Source organism: Pseudomonas sp. KB-10 (genome assembly GCF_018221585.1).
Lineage (GTDB): Bacteria > Pseudomonadota > Gammaproteobacteria > Pseudomonadales > Pseudomonadaceae > Aquipseudomonas > Aquipseudomonas yangonensis.
Genome location: NZ_QYYB01000004.1, coordinates 126,806 through 143,121, shown reverse-complemented (window position 1 = coordinate 143,121; position 16,316 = coordinate 126,806). Strand labels below are relative to the sequence as shown.

Annotated in this window: 15 protein-coding genes; 10 read left to right on the top strand and 5 right to left on the bottom strand. The window is 63.2% G+C overall.

Going from position 1 to position 16,316, the window contains the following annotated elements; translation table 11 throughout:
• Positions 1–117: 117 nt before the first annotated feature.
• Positions 118–1,155, bottom strand: a complete 1,038-nt coding sequence (gene mreB, locus DXK50_RS12365) for a rod shape-determining protein MreB (protein WP_013714086.1) — start codon at positions 1,153–1,155, stop codon at positions 118–120.
• Between the two features lie 227 nt (positions 1,156–1,382).
• On the opposite strand from mreB, the gene gatC reads away from it, so the two are divergent.
• The 6 genes from gatC to DXK50_RS12335 all read left to right on the top strand — a co-directional run bounded on the left by gatC (position 1,383) and on the right by DXK50_RS12335 (position 6,658).
• A complete protein-coding gene (gatC, locus tag DXK50_RS12360) occupies positions 1,383–1,670 on the top strand; it encodes an Asp-tRNA(Asn)/Glu-tRNA(Gln) amidotransferase subunit GatC (protein WP_161864929.1) in 288 nt (95 codons plus the stop codon).
• A gap of 15 nt (positions 1,671–1,685) precedes the next feature.
• Entirely contained in the window at positions 1,686–3,137 is a 1,452-nt protein-coding gene (gene gatA, locus DXK50_RS12355; protein WP_212630527.1) for an Asp-tRNA(Asn)/Glu-tRNA(Gln) amidotransferase subunit GatA, read from the top strand.
• Positions 3,138–3,148: 11 nt separating this feature from the next.
• Positions 3,149–4,594, top strand: coding sequence for an Asp-tRNA(Asn)/Glu-tRNA(Gln) amidotransferase subunit GatB (gene gatB, locus DXK50_RS12350; RefSeq protein ID WP_161864927.1), 1,446 nt, complete (start codon positions 3,149–3,151; stop codon positions 4,592–4,594).
• Positions 4,595–4,663: 69 nt separating this feature from the next.
• Complete coding sequence (locus DXK50_RS12345) at positions 4,664–5,086, top strand: septal ring lytic transglycosylase RlpA family protein (RefSeq protein WP_212630526.1); 423 nt, start codon at positions 4,664–4,666, stop codon at positions 5,084–5,086.
• 91 nt (positions 5,087–5,177) lie between these two features.
• The gene (locus tag DXK50_RS12340) at positions 5,178–6,272 is read left to right on the top strand and encodes a calcium/sodium antiporter (RefSeq protein WP_161864925.1); all 1,095 of its coding nucleotides are present in this window, start codon (positions 5,178–5,180) and stop codon (positions 6,270–6,272) included.
• A 2-nt stretch (positions 6,273–6,274) separates the two neighbouring features.
• Positions 6,275–6,658, top strand: coding sequence for a carboxymuconolactone decarboxylase family protein (locus tag DXK50_RS12335; RefSeq protein WP_161864924.1), 384 nt, complete (start codon positions 6,275–6,277; stop codon positions 6,656–6,658).
• A 55-nt stretch (positions 6,659–6,713) separates the two neighbouring features.
• On the opposite strand, the gene DXK50_RS12330 is transcribed toward DXK50_RS12335, so the two are convergent.
• The 3 genes from DXK50_RS12330 to DXK50_RS12320 all read right to left on the bottom strand — a co-directional run bounded on the left by DXK50_RS12330 (position 6,714) and on the right by DXK50_RS12320 (position 9,627).
• Positions 6,714–7,655: an AEC family transporter gene (locus DXK50_RS12330; protein ID WP_161864923.1), complete on the bottom strand. Its 942-nt coding sequence runs from the start codon at positions 7,653–7,655 to the stop codon at positions 6,714–6,716.
• Between the two features lie 142 nt (positions 7,656–7,797).
• A complete protein-coding gene (locus tag DXK50_RS12325) occupies positions 7,798–8,358 on the bottom strand; it encodes a response regulator transcription factor (RefSeq protein WP_161864922.1) in 561 nt (186 codons plus the stop codon).
• 15 nt (positions 8,359–8,373) lie between these two features.
• Complete coding sequence (locus tag DXK50_RS12320) at positions 8,374–9,627, bottom strand: ATP-binding protein (RefSeq protein WP_161864921.1); 1,254 nt, start codon at positions 9,625–9,627, stop codon at positions 8,374–8,376.
• Positions 9,628–9,822: 195 nt separating this feature from the next.
• Between DXK50_RS12320 and DXK50_RS12315 the strand changes: the two genes are divergently transcribed.
• Both DXK50_RS12315 and DXK50_RS12310 read left to right on the top strand, forming a co-directional pair.
• Positions 9,823–10,536 (top strand): SIMPL domain-containing protein, encoded by a 714-nt coding sequence (locus tag DXK50_RS12315; RefSeq protein WP_212630525.1) that lies wholly within the window; start codon positions 9,823–9,825, stop codon positions 10,534–10,536.
• A 223-nt stretch (positions 10,537–10,759) separates the two neighbouring features.
• Complete coding sequence (locus DXK50_RS12310; protein ID WP_161865082.1) at positions 10,760–12,355, top strand: ABC transporter substrate-binding protein; 1,596 nt, start codon at positions 10,760–10,762, stop codon at positions 12,353–12,355.
• A gap of 162 nt (positions 12,356–12,517) precedes the next feature.
• On the opposite strand, the gene DXK50_RS12305 is transcribed toward DXK50_RS12310, so the two are convergent.
• Positions 12,518–13,747 (bottom strand): M24 family metallopeptidase, encoded by a 1,230-nt coding sequence (locus DXK50_RS12305; protein WP_212630524.1) that lies wholly within the window; start codon positions 13,745–13,747, stop codon positions 12,518–12,520.
• 185 nt (positions 13,748–13,932) lie between these two features.
• Between DXK50_RS12305 and DXK50_RS12300 the strand changes: the two genes are divergently transcribed.
• Together DXK50_RS12300 and DXK50_RS12295 are read left to right on the top strand one after the other, a co-directional pair.
• Entirely contained in the window at positions 13,933–14,499 is a 567-nt protein-coding gene (locus tag DXK50_RS12300; RefSeq protein WP_161864918.1) for a helix-turn-helix domain-containing protein, read from the top strand.
• Between the two features lie 179 nt (positions 14,500–14,678).
• Positions 14,679–16,268, top strand: a complete 1,590-nt coding sequence (locus DXK50_RS12295) for an ABC transporter substrate-binding protein (RefSeq protein ID WP_438810692.1) — start codon at positions 14,679–14,681, stop codon at positions 16,266–16,268.
• Positions 16,269–16,316: the final 48 nt, after the last annotated feature.

Below are 16,316 nucleotides of genomic sequence, written 5' to 3'. Positions count from 1 at the left end.
CGCGAATTCATGCGAAATGCAAACAGTTCTGGCTAAGGTTGGGGCGAGTGTACTGCAATGCTCGAATATGCGCGTGCCGCCCGTAGGCGGCACGACAGCAGGCCAGGCGAGGAGCGCTTACTCGGTGGAGAGCAGGTCCATGGCATGGCGGTCCATCATCTCCAGAGCCTTGCCGCCGCCGCGGGCGACACAGGTCAGCGGGTCTTCGGCGACGATCACCGGCAAGCCGGTTTCCTGACTCAGCAGCTTGTCCAGATCGCGCAACAGCGCGCCACCGCCGGTCAGCACCAGGCCGCGCTCGGCGATATCCGACGCCAGTTCCGGCGGCGATTGCTCCAGGGCACTCTTGACCGCCTGAACGATGGTCGCCAGCGACTCCTGCAGCGCTTCGAGCACTTCGTTGGAGTTCAGGGTAAAGCTGCGCGGTACGCCCTCGGCCAGGTTGCGGCCACGGACATCGACTTCGCGAATCTCGCCACCCGGATAGGCGGTGCCGATTTCCTGCTTGATGCGCTCGGCGGTGCCTTCACCGATCAGCGAGCCATAGTTGCGGCGCACATAGGTGATGATGGCTTCGTCGAAGCGGTCGCCGCCGACACGCACGGACTCGGCGTAAACCACGCCATTGAGGGAGATGAGCGCGATCTCGGTGGTACCGCCGCCGATGTCGACGACCATCGAACCGCGGGCCTCTTCGACCGGCAGGCCGGCACCGATGGCCGCGGCCATCGGCTCTTCGATCAGAAACACCTCGCGGGCACCGGCGCCCAGGGCCGATTCACGAATGGCGCGGCGCTCCACCTGGGTCGATTTGCACGGCACGCAGATCAGCACGCGCGGCGAGGGCTGCAGGAAGCTGTTCTCGTGAACCTTGTTGATGAAGTACTGCAGCATCTTTTCACAGACGCTGAAGTCGGCGATCACGCCGTCCTTCATCGGACGAATCGCGGAAATATTGCCTGGAGTACGGCCGAGCATGCGCTTGGCCTCGGTGCCGACAGCCACGACACTCTTCTGGTTGCCGTGGGTACGGATGGCAACTACGGACGGTTCATTCAGGACGATACCGCGCTCGCGCACATAAATAAGGGTATTGGCAGTGCCCAGGTCGATCGACAGATCGCTGGAAAACATGCCACGCAGTTTCTTGAACATTAGGAAGGGACCCTAGGCAACGCATGGGTAAAAGTCAGACGCGGAAAACGCGCGGGTAAAAAGTGCGGCAAACTCTAACAACGGCAGGGATTTTGAGCAAGGCGGCAATATGGTAGATTGCCTGTTTTTCCGGGCCTTGTAGCTGCACATCGCGGCCTTTGACCGCCGGCTCGCGACATCCGTTCCCTGCATGCCCTCTCTGTCACACTTCCACTGGAGAACCCCCGATGGCGCTTGAACGCTCCGAGGTGGAAAAAATCGCCCACCTGGCCCGCCTGGGTCTGAATGACGGCGATATTCCGCAAACCACCGAGACCCTGAATAACATCCTCGGCCTGATCGACCAGATGCAGGCCGTCGATACCCAGGGCATCGAACCCCTGGCCCACCCGCTGGAAGCGACCCAGCGCCTGCGTGCCGACGTGGTCAACGAGAGCAACCAGCGTGACGCCTACCAGGCCATCGCTCCGGCCGTGGAAAGCGGCCTGTACCTCGTGCCGAAAGTCATCGAATAAAGGAAAGGGCCCGACATGCATCAACTGACCCTGGCCGAGATCGCCCGCGGCCTCGCCGACAAGCAATTCTCCGCCGAAGAACTGAGCAGCGCCCTGCTGGCGCGCATCAATCAGCTCGACCCGCAGCTCAACAGTTTCATCACCGTTACCGAAGACCTCGCCCTGGAGCAGGCCAGGGCCGCTGACGCCCGCCGCGCCGCTGGCGAAAACGGCGCTCTGCTCGGCGCGCCGATCGCGCACAAGGACCTGTTCTGCACCCAGGGTGTGCTGACCTCCTGCGGCTCGAAGATCCTCACCGGCTTCAAGGCGCCCTACGACGCCACCGTGGTCGACAAGCTCAAGGCAGCCGGCACCGTCACCCTCGGCAAGCTGAACATGGACGAGTTCGCCATGGGCTCGGCGAACGAATCCAGCCACTACGGCGCGGTCAAGAACCCCTGGGACACCAGCCGCGTACCCGGCGGCTCCTCCGGTGGTTCCGCTGCCGCAGTCGCGGCGCGCCTGATTCCGGCCGCCACCGGCACCGACACCGGCGGCTCGATACGCCAGCCGGCCGCGCTGACCAACCTCACCGGCATCAAGCCGACCTACGGCCGCGTCTCGCGCTGGGGCATGATCGCCTACGCCTCCAGCCTCGATCAGGGCGGCCCGCTGGCCCGCGATGCCTTAGACTGCGCCCTGCTGCTCGGCGCCATGGCCGGTTTCGACCCCAAGGATTCGACCAGCGTCGATCAGCCGGTGGATGACTACCTGGCGGCCCTCGCCCAGCCGCTGGCCGGCCTGCGCATCGGCCTGCCCAAGGAATACTTCGGCGCCGGCCTGGATGCCCGCATCGGCGAAAAAGTCATGGCCGTGGTCGAGGAGCTGAAAAAGCTCGGCGCCACCGTCAAGGACATCTCCCTGCCGAACATGCAGCACGCGATTCCCGCCTACTACGTGATCGCGCCTGCAGAAGCCAGCTCCAACCTGTCGCGCTTCGACGGCGTGCGCTTCGGCTATCGCTGCGAGAACCCGGTCAACCTCGAAGACCTGTACAAGCGCTCGCGCGGCGAAGGCTTCGGTGCGGAAGTCAAACGCCGCATCATGGTCGGCACCTACGCCCTGTCGGCCGGCTACTACGATGCCTACTACATCAAGGCGCAGCAGATCCGCCGGCTGATCAAGAATGACTTCGTCGCTGCGTTCAACGACGTCGACGTGATCCTCGGCCCGACCACGCCGAACCTGGCCTGGAAAATCGGCGAGAAAGGCGGCGACCCGGTGTCCGCCTACCTGGAAGACATCTACACCATCACCGCCAACCTGGCCGGTATCCCCGGCCTGTCGATGCCGGCCGGCTTCGTCGACGGTCTGCCGGTAGGCGTGCAGTTGCTCGGCAACTACTTCCAGGAAGGTCGTCTGCTCAATGTCGCGCACCAGTATCAGCAGGTCAGCGACTGGCACAAACAAGCACCGACTGGTTTCTGAGGAATAGACAGATGCAATGGGAAACCGTAATCGGGCTCGAGATCCACGCTCAGCTCAGCACCCAATCGAAGATCTTCTCGGCCAGCGCCACCAGTTTCGGCGCCGAGCCCAACACCCAGGCCAGCCTGGTCGACCTCGGCATGCCCGGCACCCTGCCGGTGCTCAACGCCGAAGCCGTGCGCATGGCCTGCAAGTTCGGTCTGGCCATCGATGCCGAGATCGGCGCGCGTAACGTCTTCGCCCGCAAGAACTACTTCTATCCGGACCTGCCCAAGGGCTACCAGACCAGCCAGATGGATCACCCCATCGTCGGCAAGGGCCATCTGGACATCACCCTGGAAGACGGCACCGTCAAGCGCATCGGCATCACCCGCGCGCACCTGGAAGAGGACGCCGGCAAGAGCCTGCACGAAGACTTCCACGGCATGAGCGGCATCGACCTCAACCGCGCCGGTACGCCGCTGCTGGAGATCGTTTCCGAGCCGGACATCCGCTCGGCCAAGGAAGCCGTGGCCTACGTCAAGGCCATCCACGCCCTGGTGCGCTACCTGGGCATTTGCGACGGCAACATGGCCGAAGGCTCGCTGCGCTGCGACTGCAACGTGTCCGTGCGCCCGAAAGGCCAGGAAGCCTTCGGCACCCGCGCCGAGATCAAGAACGTCAACTCCTTCCGCTTTATCGAGAAGGCGATCAACCACGAGATCCAGCGCCAGATCGACCTGATCGAGGACGGCGGCAAAGTCATACAGGAAACCCGTCTGTACGACCCGAACAAGGATGAAACCCGCTCCATGCGCGGCAAGGAAGAAGCCAACGACTACCGTTACTTCCCCTGCCCCGACCTGCTGCCGGTGGTGATCGAACAGAGCTTCCTCGACGAAGTGCGCAGCCAGCTGCCGGAGCTGCCGACGCAGAAGCGCGAGCGCTTCCAGAGCCAGTACGGCCTGTCCACCTACGACGCCAGCGTACTCTCGGCCAGCCGCGAGATGGCCGAGTACTTCGAAGAAGTGACCAAGGTCTGCGGCGATGCCAAGCTAGCGGCCAACTGGGTGATGGGCGAGCTGTCCAGCCTGCTCAACAAGGAAGGCCTGGAAATCGAGCAGTCGCCGGTTTCCGCCGAGCACCTGGGCGGCATGATCCTGCGCATCAAGGACAACACCATCAGCGGCAAGATCGCCAAGATGGTGTTCGAGGCCATGGCCGCCGGTGAAGGCAGCGCCGATGCGATCATCGAGAGCAAGGGCCTCAAGCAGGTCACCGACAGCGGCGCCATCGAGGCGATGCTCGACGAGGTGCTCACCGCCAACGCCGAGCAGGTCGAGCAGTACCGCGCCAGCGATGAAGCCAAGCGCGGCAAGATGTTCGGCTTCTTCGTCGGCCAGGCCATGAAAGCCTCCAAGGGCAAGGCCAACCCGGGGCAAGTGAACGAACTGCTGAAGAAGAAGCTCGAAGGCTGAGCCAGGCCGCTTCGCTTGAAACTGAAAAACGCCGGGTTCCCCCGGCGTTTTTTCATGGAGAAAGAACAGATGACGATCCGTAGCCCGGATGCAATCCGGGAACCTTCATTGCCCCGCATTACAGCCGCGCTACGCAGCTGCGCATTACTCGGCGCACTTGCCTTGCTCGGCGGCTGCTCTACCTTTGGCGGCGGCGCAGGTGGCAGCGAAACCGGCAAGGCGTCCTACTACGCCCAGGCGCACCACGGCAAACGCACCGCCAGCGGTGAGCGCTTCGATCAGAACGCCCTGACCGCCGCGCATCGCACCCTGCCCTTCGGCACACGTGTGCGGGTGACCAACCTGAACAATGAACGTAGCGTCGTATTGCGCATCAATGATCGTGGACCCTTCGTACGCGGCCGCGTGATCGACGTTTCACGTGCCGCCGCCGTGCGCCTGGACATGTTGCGCGCAGGCGTGGTTCCGGTGCGGGTCGAGGCGCTGGACTGACCAACAATTGGCAACAAAATCTTTCCGGCGCATCTAGCGGCCGATAACGCCATCGCTACACTAGCCGCACTTCTTCTGGAGCGACCCTGCAATGACCCTGATGACTTATGTCTACCTGATCGCTGGCCTGGTACTGCTGGTTGCCGGCGCCGAGGTGCTGGTGCGCGGTGCAGCCAAGCTGGCCGCACAGTTCGGCATTCCGCCCCTGGTGATCGGCCTGACCGTGGTGGCCTTCGGCACCAGCGCGCCGGAAACGGCAGTCAGCGTGCAATCCGCCTTCAACGGCAGTGGCGACCTGGCCATTGGCAACGTGATCGGCAGCAACATCGCCAACGTATTGCTGATTCTCGGCATGACCGCCCTGGTCGCGCCGCTGATCGTCTCGCGCCAACTGATTCGCCTGGACGTGCCGATCATGATCGGCGCCAGCCTGGTCACCTTCGGCCTGGCCTGGGATGGTGAGCTCAGCCGCCTCGATGGCGCCCTGCTATTCGGTGGCGTACTGGCCTACACCGGCTTTCTGATCTACAACGCGCGCAAGGAAAACAAGAGCGACGATGACGAGTTCGCCAAGGAATTCGGCCTCGACGAACAGCCCAAGCCTTACGCCTGGGCGATCAATCTGGGCCTGGTCATCGTCGGTCTCGTTCTGCTGGTTGGCGGGTCCAACCTGCTGGTCGAAGGCGCCGTGCAACTGGCCCGTGCCCTGGGGCTGTCGGAACTGGTGATAGGCCTGACCGTGATCGCCATCGGCACTTCGCTGCCGGAGTTGGCCACCTCGATCATCGCCGCCTTCAAGGGCGAGCGCGACATCGCCGTGGGCAATATCGTCGGCAGCAACATTTTCAACCTGCTCTGCGTACTGGGCCTGGCTTCGCTGGTTTCGCCTGCTGCCATCCCGGTAGCGGCCAATGCCCTGGCCTTCGACTTCCCGGTGATGATCGCAGTGGCCGTGGCCTGCCTGCCGATCTTCTTCAGCGGTTATCGCATCAATCGCTGGGAAGGCCTGCTGTTTCTCGCCTACTACGTGGCCTATACCCTGTACCTGGTGTTGTTCAGCACTGGCCGCCCACAGGCCGAAAGCTTCGGCGACGCAATGATCGGCTATGCACTGCCGCTCACCGCCATCACCCTGGTGATCATCACCGTGCGTTCCTGGCGCAGCCATCGCAAGGCGGGGATCTGAACATGAGCGACAGTCATGAACGCGGTCTGCAGGTGCGCCGTGAGGTGATGGGCGACACGTTCGTCGACCGCGCCCTGGGCAACGCCACCGAGTTCAGCCAGCCGCTGCAGGACTTCGTCAACGAACACGCCTGGGGCGGCGTGTGGACTCGCAGCGGCCTGCCGCGGGCGACGCGCAGCCTGATTACCCTGGCTGCGCTGACCGCGCTGAAATGCCCGCAGGAACTCAAGGGACACGTGCGCGGCGCACTGAACAACGGCTGCACCGTCGAGGAAATCCGCGAAACCCTGCTGCACTGCGCTGTGTATGCCGGCGTACCGGCCAGCATCGATGCCTTCCGCGCGGCACAGGAAGTGATCGACGAGTACCAGAACAGCGCCTCGTAGCAGTCGGTTCGCCGGCGATCAGGCATCGCCGGCCAATCGGCCCCAGGGCCTAGCGCTAGATCCAGCCCCCCCACTGCAGCAACAGCAGACCGATATTGGTGGTGACCACAGCCGCCAGGGTAGTGATGACGATAATGGCTGCCGCCAGCTCATGGTTGGCGCCCACCGCGCGCGCCATGACGAAGCTGGCCGCGGCCGTCGGGCTGGCGAAATACAGAAAGAGGATCGCCAGATCCGCGTCACGAAAGCCCAGCAGCCAGGCGCCTGAAGTGCTCAGTAGCGGCAACCAGACCATCTTCATCATGCCTGAGCCGATGGCGGTGCCACTGCTGCGGCGCAGCGAGGCCAGGCTCAGGGTGCCGCCGATGCAGATCAGCGCCAGCGGCAGGGTCATCTGCGCGAAGTACTCGGCCGAGGTCAGAAACCACTGCGGCAGCGGGATTTTCCAGTAGGCGATCGGCACTGCCAACAGCACACCGATGATCATCGGATTGGTCACGATACTGCGCACGATGGCCTTGGCACCGGGCTTGGCGCCCGGACTGTAGATGGCCAGAACCACCGCCGAGAGCGCGTTGTAGCAAAGGATCACCAGCGCCGCGAGCAATGAGCCGACCGAAAGACCGTAGTCACCGTACATGCTGGTGGCCAGGGCCAGACCGACGATGCCGTTGTTGCCGCGAAAGGCGCCCTGGGTGTAGATGCCGCGGTCTTCGAACGGCACCCGCCAGATCGCCCAGGCCCAGGCCACGAAGAAGGAAGCCACGGTGGCCAGGAAGAAGTAGGTCAGCAGCTGCGGCTGCAGGGCCGCATCCAGATCCGCCTTGACCACGCCAAGAAACAGCAGCGTTGGCATGGTGCCGCGAAACACCAGGCTCGAAGCGGTATCGATGAAGGGGGTATCGATCCAGCGCACACGTTTGAGCACCGCGCCGAGAAAGAGCATGGCGAACACGGGCGCGGTGACGGCGAGGGTTTGTGCAGCGACGGCGAGCATGACCACACCAGCAGGTTGTCTGACGACCTATGTTAGCTGGCTAAGTATTTTCCGGCTACGGGTAATCACACCTGCGACGGCGACGAACCCGTAGCGGATGCAGGCGGCACCTATCGAAAAAGCGCCTCGGGCTACGAACACCTCAGCGGCGAACCGGACGCTTCTGCAGCTTGCGTTGCAAGGTACGACGGTGCATGCCCAGGGCACGGGCGGTGGCAGAAATGTTGCCTTCGTGCTCAGCCAGCACGCGCTGGATGTGCTCCCACTGCAGGCGGTCCACCGACATCGGATTTTCCGGCACCAGGCTGTCAAGATCGGCGTGCTCGGAGAGCAATGCAGTGAGCACATCGTCGGCATCGGCCGGTTTGCACAGGTAGTTGGCCGCACCGCGTTTGATCGCCTCCACCGCGGTGGCGATGCTGGAATAGCCGGTGAGAATCACCACGCGCATCTCCGGATCCAGCTCCAGCAGCTTGGGCAGCAGCACCAGGCCGGAATCGCCTTCCATCTTCAGGTCGACCACCGCGTAATCCGGCATGTCCTCCTTGGCCAGGGCCAAGCCTTCGTCGGCGCTGGATGCAGTGGACACGCGCAAGCCGCGGCGACTCATGGCACGCGCCATCACACGGGTGAAGGTGGGGTCGTCATCCACCAGCAGCAGATGCGGATGTTCTTCGCCTTCGAACAGGGATTCTTCGCTCATGCTTGGTTTTCCTAATCAGGCCACGCCATAGGCTCGCGGCAACTTCAATTCGGTGAGGGTGCCGCCTTCTTCATGGTTATACAACTTAACCGTGCCACCAGCACGGGTCACGCTGGCCTGGCTGAGGAACAACCCCAGGCCGAAGCCCTTGCCCTTGGTGGTGAAGAAGGGTCGACCCAGCTGTTCGGCGATGGCCAGCGGCACGCCGACACCATGATCGCGAATGCTCAGGCGCAGCCACTGATGATCCCAGTCCAGACGGATATCGAGTTTGTCCGGGCAGGCATCGGCGGCGTTGTTGAGCAGGTTGAGCAGTGCCTGGGTAAGGTCGGCCGGCGGCATGATGCGCGGCGGCGTGCCACGGCCGAGGCACTGGTAGCGGTAACTGGCCTCGGGTCGCATCAGGTGCCAGCGATTGAGAGTGGTTTCCAGCCACTCGACGCTGGACTGCTCGATAACCGCCTGGCGCCGGTCGTTCTCGGCGGCGCGCACCAGCTGCTGCAAGGTGAACTTGCACAGCTTGACCTGCTCCTGCAGCAGCGCCAGGTCATCCTGCAGCGCGGGCTTGTCGCGGTATTCCTGGCGCAGCTCCTTGAGCAGCACGCTCATGGTGCCCAGCGGCGTTCCCAGCTCATGGGCGGCGCCGGCGGCCTGGGTGGCCACGGCCAGCAGCTGCTGATCACGCAGACTCTCCTCACGGCGTTCGGCACGCAACTCGTCCTGGCGGCGCAGCTCCTCGGCCATCTTGGCGACGAAGAAGGTGATCAAAGACGCCGCCAGGGCAAAGCTCAGCCACATGCCGTAGACCAGCAGGCTCTCGCGGGCGGCAGGCAGTTCGAGCGGGTGCGTCCACACCAGCAACAGGGTGTAGCCAGCCAGCGCCAGGCCGGAAAGCACGATGGTGAACAGCCAGGGTAGCGTCGCCGCGGCGATGGTCAGTGGCACCAGGTAATAGGAGACGAAGGGATTGGTCGAACCGCCCGAGTAGTACAGCAGTACGCTGTGGATGATCAGGTCAAAGCCCAGCTGTACCGCGTACTCGACCTCGGTCACCGGCCAGGGACCGCGCAGACGCAGCGCCGTGCCCAGACACAGCAGCAGAGAAACGCCAAGGGTGACCGATAACTGCAACCAGGGCAGCGGTATCATGCCGGACTTGTAGGCAAGCCCGACCGAGCCTGCCTGAGCGGCCAGCACCAGAATACGGATGAGGGTCAGGCGCCATAGATTCTGGCGACTGGCGGAGAGTAACTGCACGGGTTCGAGCATGGCGACTCCAGTTGATGCCGGCGAGTATAACCAAGCCTGCTGCGGCCTTGCGCCGCTGCGGCAACCGGACGCACACCTTTGCGCCCCTGTTTGAACGCGCGGTGAAAAAACTCAGGCGCGTTTAACCCGAATCCTCACCCGTCTTCGTCTACCCTCGGGAAACGGCCATCAAGGCCACTGAAAAAGGAACTGCACATGCGCACCATGCCCCGTATCGCCTCCATCCTCGCCCTGACCATCGCCGGCCTGGCCAGTACAGGTCTGCTTGCCGACGAGGCGCGCTACAACCAGATCGCCCTGCGCGCCGAGGTGAATCAGGAGGTGGCACACGACCTGATGCACGTCACCCTCTATACCGAATCGCAGAATGCCGACCCGGCCAAGCTGGCAGCCGAGATCACCACTGCCCTCAACAAGACCCTGGAGCAGGCTCGTCAGGTCAAGGGCGTGTCGGTCAAACTGGGCAGCCGCAACAGCTATCCGGTGTACGACGACAAGGGCCAGAAAATCACCGCCTGGCGCGAGCGCGCCGAGGTGCGCCTGGAGAGCGCCGACTTCGCCCGCCTGTCCACCCTTACCGGCGAGCTGCTGCAATCGATGAAGATGGCCGGCATGGACTTCAGCATCGCCACCGACACGCGCAAGACGCGCGAAGACGCCATGCTCAAGGACGCCGTCAATGCCTTCAGCGCGCGCGCCCAGCTGGCCACCGAAGCACTGGGCGGCAAGACCTACAAGCTGGTCAGCCTGAGCCTCAATACCGGCGGTTTCCAACCCCCGGTGACCATGCGTAACTTCGAGGCCAAGGGCATGGCGATGATGGACGCAGCGCCCACGCCGCAGATCGAGGCTGGCACCAGCCAGGTCACGGTCAGCGCCGATGGCATCATCGAAGTGCAGATGCCCTGATCCAGCCCCGCGACGAAGCAGCGCCGTTATCCGCTGATAACGGCGTTTCGCCATCCATGCCCTGCAAAAGTTCATAAATGCGACAGCTAGTTACAGCGCTGTAGCGCTAACCATTTTCGCCGCGCTGCTGCACTTGCCCCGGGCACAAGGCCTGCATAGTTTCGGTGGTGGTCTCCTTACGAGGCTCCTCAAGGATCACAACCACAACAACGATGAGGTCATGATGCGCAAGAACGCCATTCTCCAGGCTTTGCTTACCGCCGGGCTGATTGCCGGCGCCCCCCTCGCCAGCGCCGCCAACCTGGTGTTCTGTTCCGAGGGCAGCCCCGCCGGTTTCGACCCGGGCCTGTACACCACCGGCACCGATTTCGACGCCGCGGCAGAAACCGTCTTCAACCGTCTGACCCAGTTCGAGCGAGGTGGCACGCAGGTCGAGCCTGGTCTGGCCGAGAGCTGGGAGGTCTCCGAGGACGGCCTGACCTACACCTTCAAGCTGCGCCCCGGGGTGAAGTTCCACACCACCGAGTACTTCACGCCCAGCCGCGAGTTCAACGCCGACGACGTGCTGTTCACCTTCAACCGCATGCTCGACAAGGACGACCCGTTCCGCCAGGCGTACCCCACCGAGTTCCCCTACTTCACCGACATGGGCATGGACCAGAACATCGCCAGGATCGAGAAGCTCGACGAGCACACAGTGCGTTTCACCCTCAACACCGTCGATGCCGCCTTCATCCAGAACATGGCCATGAGCTTCGCCTCGATCCACTCGGCCGAGTACGCCGCCCAACTGCTCAAGGCCGGCAAGGCCGCCGACATCAATCAGAAGCCCATCGGCACCGGCCCGTTCGTGTTCAGCCGTTACCAGAAAGACGCGCAGATCCGTTACAAGGGCAACAAGGACTACTGGAACCCGGATGACGTGAAGATCGACAACCTGATCTTCGCCATCAACACCGACCCCTCGGTGCGCATGCAGAAACTGCGTGCCGGTGAATGCCACGTCAGCGTATTCCCGCGCCCGGCCGACCTGGAAAATCTGAAGAAAGATCCCAAGCTGCAGATGCCCGAGCAGGCTGGTTTCAACGTTGGCTACCTGGCCTACAACACCGAGCACAAGCCGTTCGACCAACTCGAAGTGCGCCAGGCCATGGACATGGCGGTCAACAAGCAGGCCATCATCGACGCGGTGTACCAGGGCGCCGGCCAGGTGGCGGTCAACGGTATGCCGCCGACCCAGTGGTCCTATGACGACACCATCAAGGACACCCCCTACAACCCGGAAAAGGCCAGGGAACTGCTCAAGGCCGCCGGCGTGAAGGAAGGTACCGAGATCACCCTGTGGGCCATGCCCGTGCAGCGCCCGTACAACCCCAACGCCAAGCTGATGGCCGAGATGCTGCAGGCCGACTGGGCCAAGATCGGCATCAGGGCGCGCATCGTCAGCTACGAGTGGGGCGAGTACAACAAGCGCGCCAAGGCCGGCGAACATGACGCCCTGCTGATCGGCTGGACCGGCGACAACGGTGACCCCGACAACTGGCTGAGCGTGCTCTACGGCTGCGACGCCATCGGCGGCAACAATTACAGCCGTCTGTGCAACAAGGAGTTCGATGCGCTGGTCAAGAAGGCCAAGACGATCAACGACCGCGAGGAACGCACCGCGCTGTACAAGCAGGCGCAGCACCTGCTCAAGGCCGACGTGCAGAACACGCCGATCGCCCACTCCACGGTGTATCAGCCGATGAGTACTCGGGTGAAGAACTTCAAGATCAGCCCGTTCGGCATCAACTCCTTCTATGGCGTGAGCATCGAGTGACGACGGAAAAAGGGCTTCAGCGCTCGTAGCAGCGCACTTGTCCGCGGGCAGGGTGGCGAAGCCCTTCGCGGCCAGGAGCGCTCCCGCCGTTTCATCCGGTCTAACGACCTGAACGAAAATGCCCGGCCAATTGGCCGGGCGTTCTCGTGTACGAAACCAGGCTCAGGCGTTCAAGCCGAACGGGTCATCCACCGAATGACTGGGCTGGGTAAACCAGCGCGGGCCGTCGGCGGTCATGTAGAAGTGATCCTCGAGACGGATGCCGAACTCGCCCGGCACGCAGATCATCGGCTCGTTGCTGAAGCACATGCCCTCTGCCAGCGGGGTGTCATCGCCGCCGACCAGGTAAGGCCCCTCGTGAATGTCCAGGCCGATGCCGTGGCCGGTACGGTGCGGCAAGCCCGGCAAGGCATAACCGGGGCCAAGCCCTGCGGCCTCCAGGCTACGCCGCGCCGCCGCGTCGACCGACGAACAGGGCGCCCCCAAGGTGGCGGCCTCGAACGCTGCCTGCTGCGCGGCTTTTTCCTTGTTCCAGAAGTCGCGCTGACGCGCGCTGGGTGTGCCGAAGACGTAGCTGCGGGTGATGTCCGACAGGTAACTGTGCACCTTGCAGCCGGTGTCGATCAGCACCATGTCACCGTCCTTGAGCCGCTGCGCATGCTTGACCCCATGCGGAAAGGCACTGGCAGCACCGAACAGCACGATGCAGAAGGTCGAGCCAGGCGCACCGACGCGGCGGTGCGCCTGGCGGATGAACTCGGCGACCTCGGTGGTGCTGATGCCTTCATGGAGGATGCTCGCAGCGGCCTTGTGCACCTCCAGGGTCATGTCCTTGGCGCGCTGCATCAGCGCGATTTCCGCTGGCGACTTGCATTGGCGACAGGCCGTGGTGATGCACCCGGCGTCGACGAAGCGATAACCGCCGGTCAGCTGGCGGATGCCTTCGAACATGAAAAAGGGCAGGGATGAACAAAGGCCTACCTTCGGCGACGCACCATCATTGGGCGATACGCCGAGGCGTTGCAGGCAGTTCAGAAGCAGCGCGTAGGGGCTTTCGTGCTCCTGCCAGGTATTGATCGCGCCGGGCACCACCTGAAAGTCGCGCACCGTGCCTTCCTCGAACGCCGGCGCCAGATATTCCAGGGCGCCGCTGGCGGGCAGAATCGCGCCGACCATGCGCTCGCTGGCATTCCACTGCACGCCGGTGAAGTACTGCAGATTGCTGCCGGCGGCCAGAAACAGCGCGGCGATATCCTGCTCGCGCATCAGCGCCTGAGCGCGGGCGATGCGTGCCTGGTACTCCGCCGCACTGATCGGCTCCGCGCCGGCCATCATGTTCTGCAGGCGCGCCAAGACCTGCTCCGGCGTACTGCCGCCGACTCCCAGTGTCATCTGCACATCCTCGTCTGGCACCCATGACGGACATCGTCGCCGGGCAACTTGTGGCAAAAATTTAAGTTCTACTTAAATTCTGGTCAAAGCTTTTTTCAGCCCGACTTAAAAAGCTCGCCGGTATCGGGCTGGAGTCCCCGCGGCTCATGGGTATACTCCGCTGACCCGAATAGCGAGCCACTTTCATGACCGCAGATCGCATTGGCGAACGTTTGCGCCGCTACCGGCGGGCCGCCGGCAAGACTCTCAATCAGGTGGCGGCCGAGGCCGGCCTGACCGCCAGCTTCCTGTCCCAGGCAGAACGCAACCTGACCGGCGTCTCGCTATCGTCGCTGGCCAGCATCGCCAAGGCGCTCGACGTGCCGCTCAACGTGCTGTTCGACCAGCCCGCCCAACCGCAGCCGGATTCGCACGTGAACGAGCGGGTGCGCTACACCGTAGGTGGCCAGCTGCTGGCCTACGAACGCCTGTCCAGCTCGTTTCCCGGCAACTCGATCAACGCGGTGAAGATGAACATTCCGGTGGGCTATCAGTCGGAGCTGATTGCCCATGAAGGCGTGGAGTTTTCCTACGTGCTCAGCGGGCGAATCGTCTACACCATCGAAGGTCGCGACTACCCGCTCGGCCCCGGCGATTCGGTGCATTTCGATGCTGGCAAGCTGCATCGCCTGGCCAACATCACCGACACCCCGGCCGAAGTGCTGACCATGACCACCATGGCGCTTTTCGACGATCATCCGGTCAACGAGTGATTTTCGCCCCGATTTTGGGCAAACATGCGCAATGTTAGTGCTGCTTAATTTTTGTTGACCCCTATTTCAGCATGACTTAATTTCGAGCTCGACCCGGTTGGGCTACCCGCCTTCACCGCATACCGAGCTCGCGCTGAACCCAGGCGCGAACAAAAAAAGAAAAAGAGGTTCGCATGCGTATGTCTCCCCTGTGCAAGGCCCTGCTGACCGCAGGCCTGCTCACAAGTGCTTCGTTCGCCCACGCCAGCAATCTGGTGTATTGCTCCGAAGGCAGCCCGGGTGGTTTCGATCCCGGCCAGTACACCACCGGCACCGACTTCGACGCCGCCTCGGAAACCGTTTTCAACCGCCTTGCCGAATTCGAACGCGGCGGCACCAAGGCCCAGCCGGCCCTCGCCACCTCCTGGGACATCAGCGAAGACGGTCTGACCTACACCTTCCATCTGCGTGAAGGGGTCAAGTTCCACACCACCGATTACTTCAAGCCGACTCGCGACTTCAACGCCGACGATGTGCTGTTCACCTATCAGCGCATGCTCGATCGCAACCACCCGTTCCGCCAGGCCTACCCCAGCGAGTTTCCGTACTTCACCGACATGGGTCTGGACAAGAACATCGCCAAGATCGAGAAGACCGACGACATGACCGTTGTCTTCACCCTCAACGCCGTCGACGCCGCCTTCGTGCAGAACCTGGCGATGAACTTTGCCGCGATCCACTCGGCCGAATACGCCGACCAGCTGCTCAAGGCCGGCAAGGCCGCGGAGATCAACCAGAAGCCCGTCGGCACCGGCCCCTTCGTGTTCAGCCGCTACCAGAAGGACGCGGTGATCCGCTTCAAGGGCAACACCCAGTACTGGGCGCCGGAGCAGGTGAAGATCGACAACCTGATCTTCTCCATCAACACCGACGCCTCGGTGCGCGCCCAGAAGCTGCGCGCCGGCGAATGCCACGTCACCCTCAACCCGCGCCCTGCCGACCTGCAGAGCCTGCAGGCCGACAAGAACCTCAAGGTGCCGAGCGAACCGGGCTACAACCTCGGCTACATCGCCTACAACGTCACCCGCGCGCCTTTCGACAAGCGCGAAGTCCGCCAGGCGCTGGACATGGCGGTGAACAAGGCGGCCATCATCGAGGCCGTGTATCAGGGTGCCGGCCAGCTGGCGGTGAACGGCATGCCGCCGACCCAGTGGTCCTATGACGAATCGATCAAGGATGCCGCCTACGATCCGGAAAAAGCCAAGGAACTGCTCAAGGCCGCCGGCGTCAAGGAAGGTACCGAGATCACCCTGTGGGCCATGCCCGTGCAGCGCCCCTACAACCCCAACGCGCGGCTGATGGCCGAGATGCTGCAGAACGACTGGGCCAAGATCGGTATCAAGGCGCGCATCGTCAGCTACGAATGGGGCGAATACATCAAGCGCGCCCATGCCGGTGAACACGACGCCATGCTGATCGGCTGGACCGGCGACAACGGCGACCCGGACAACTGGCTCGGCACTCTGTACGGCTGCGCCTCGGTAGACGGCAACAACTTCTCCAAGTGGTGCGACGCCGAATACGACAAGCTGGTGGTCGCCGCCAAGCGCGTGACTGATCAGAGCGAGCGCAGCGAGCTGTATAAGCAGGCTCAGGCGGTGCTCAAGCGCGAAGTGCCGATCACACCGATCGCTCACTCCACGGTTTACCAACCGATGCGCAGCAGCGTCAAAGGCTTCGAGATCAGCCCCTTCGGACGCAACAGCTTCAGCGGTGTCAGCAACGACTGACAGCCCGTTGCGCCCCGCCCTCGAGCGACGGCCCGGGCAAACGCCCGG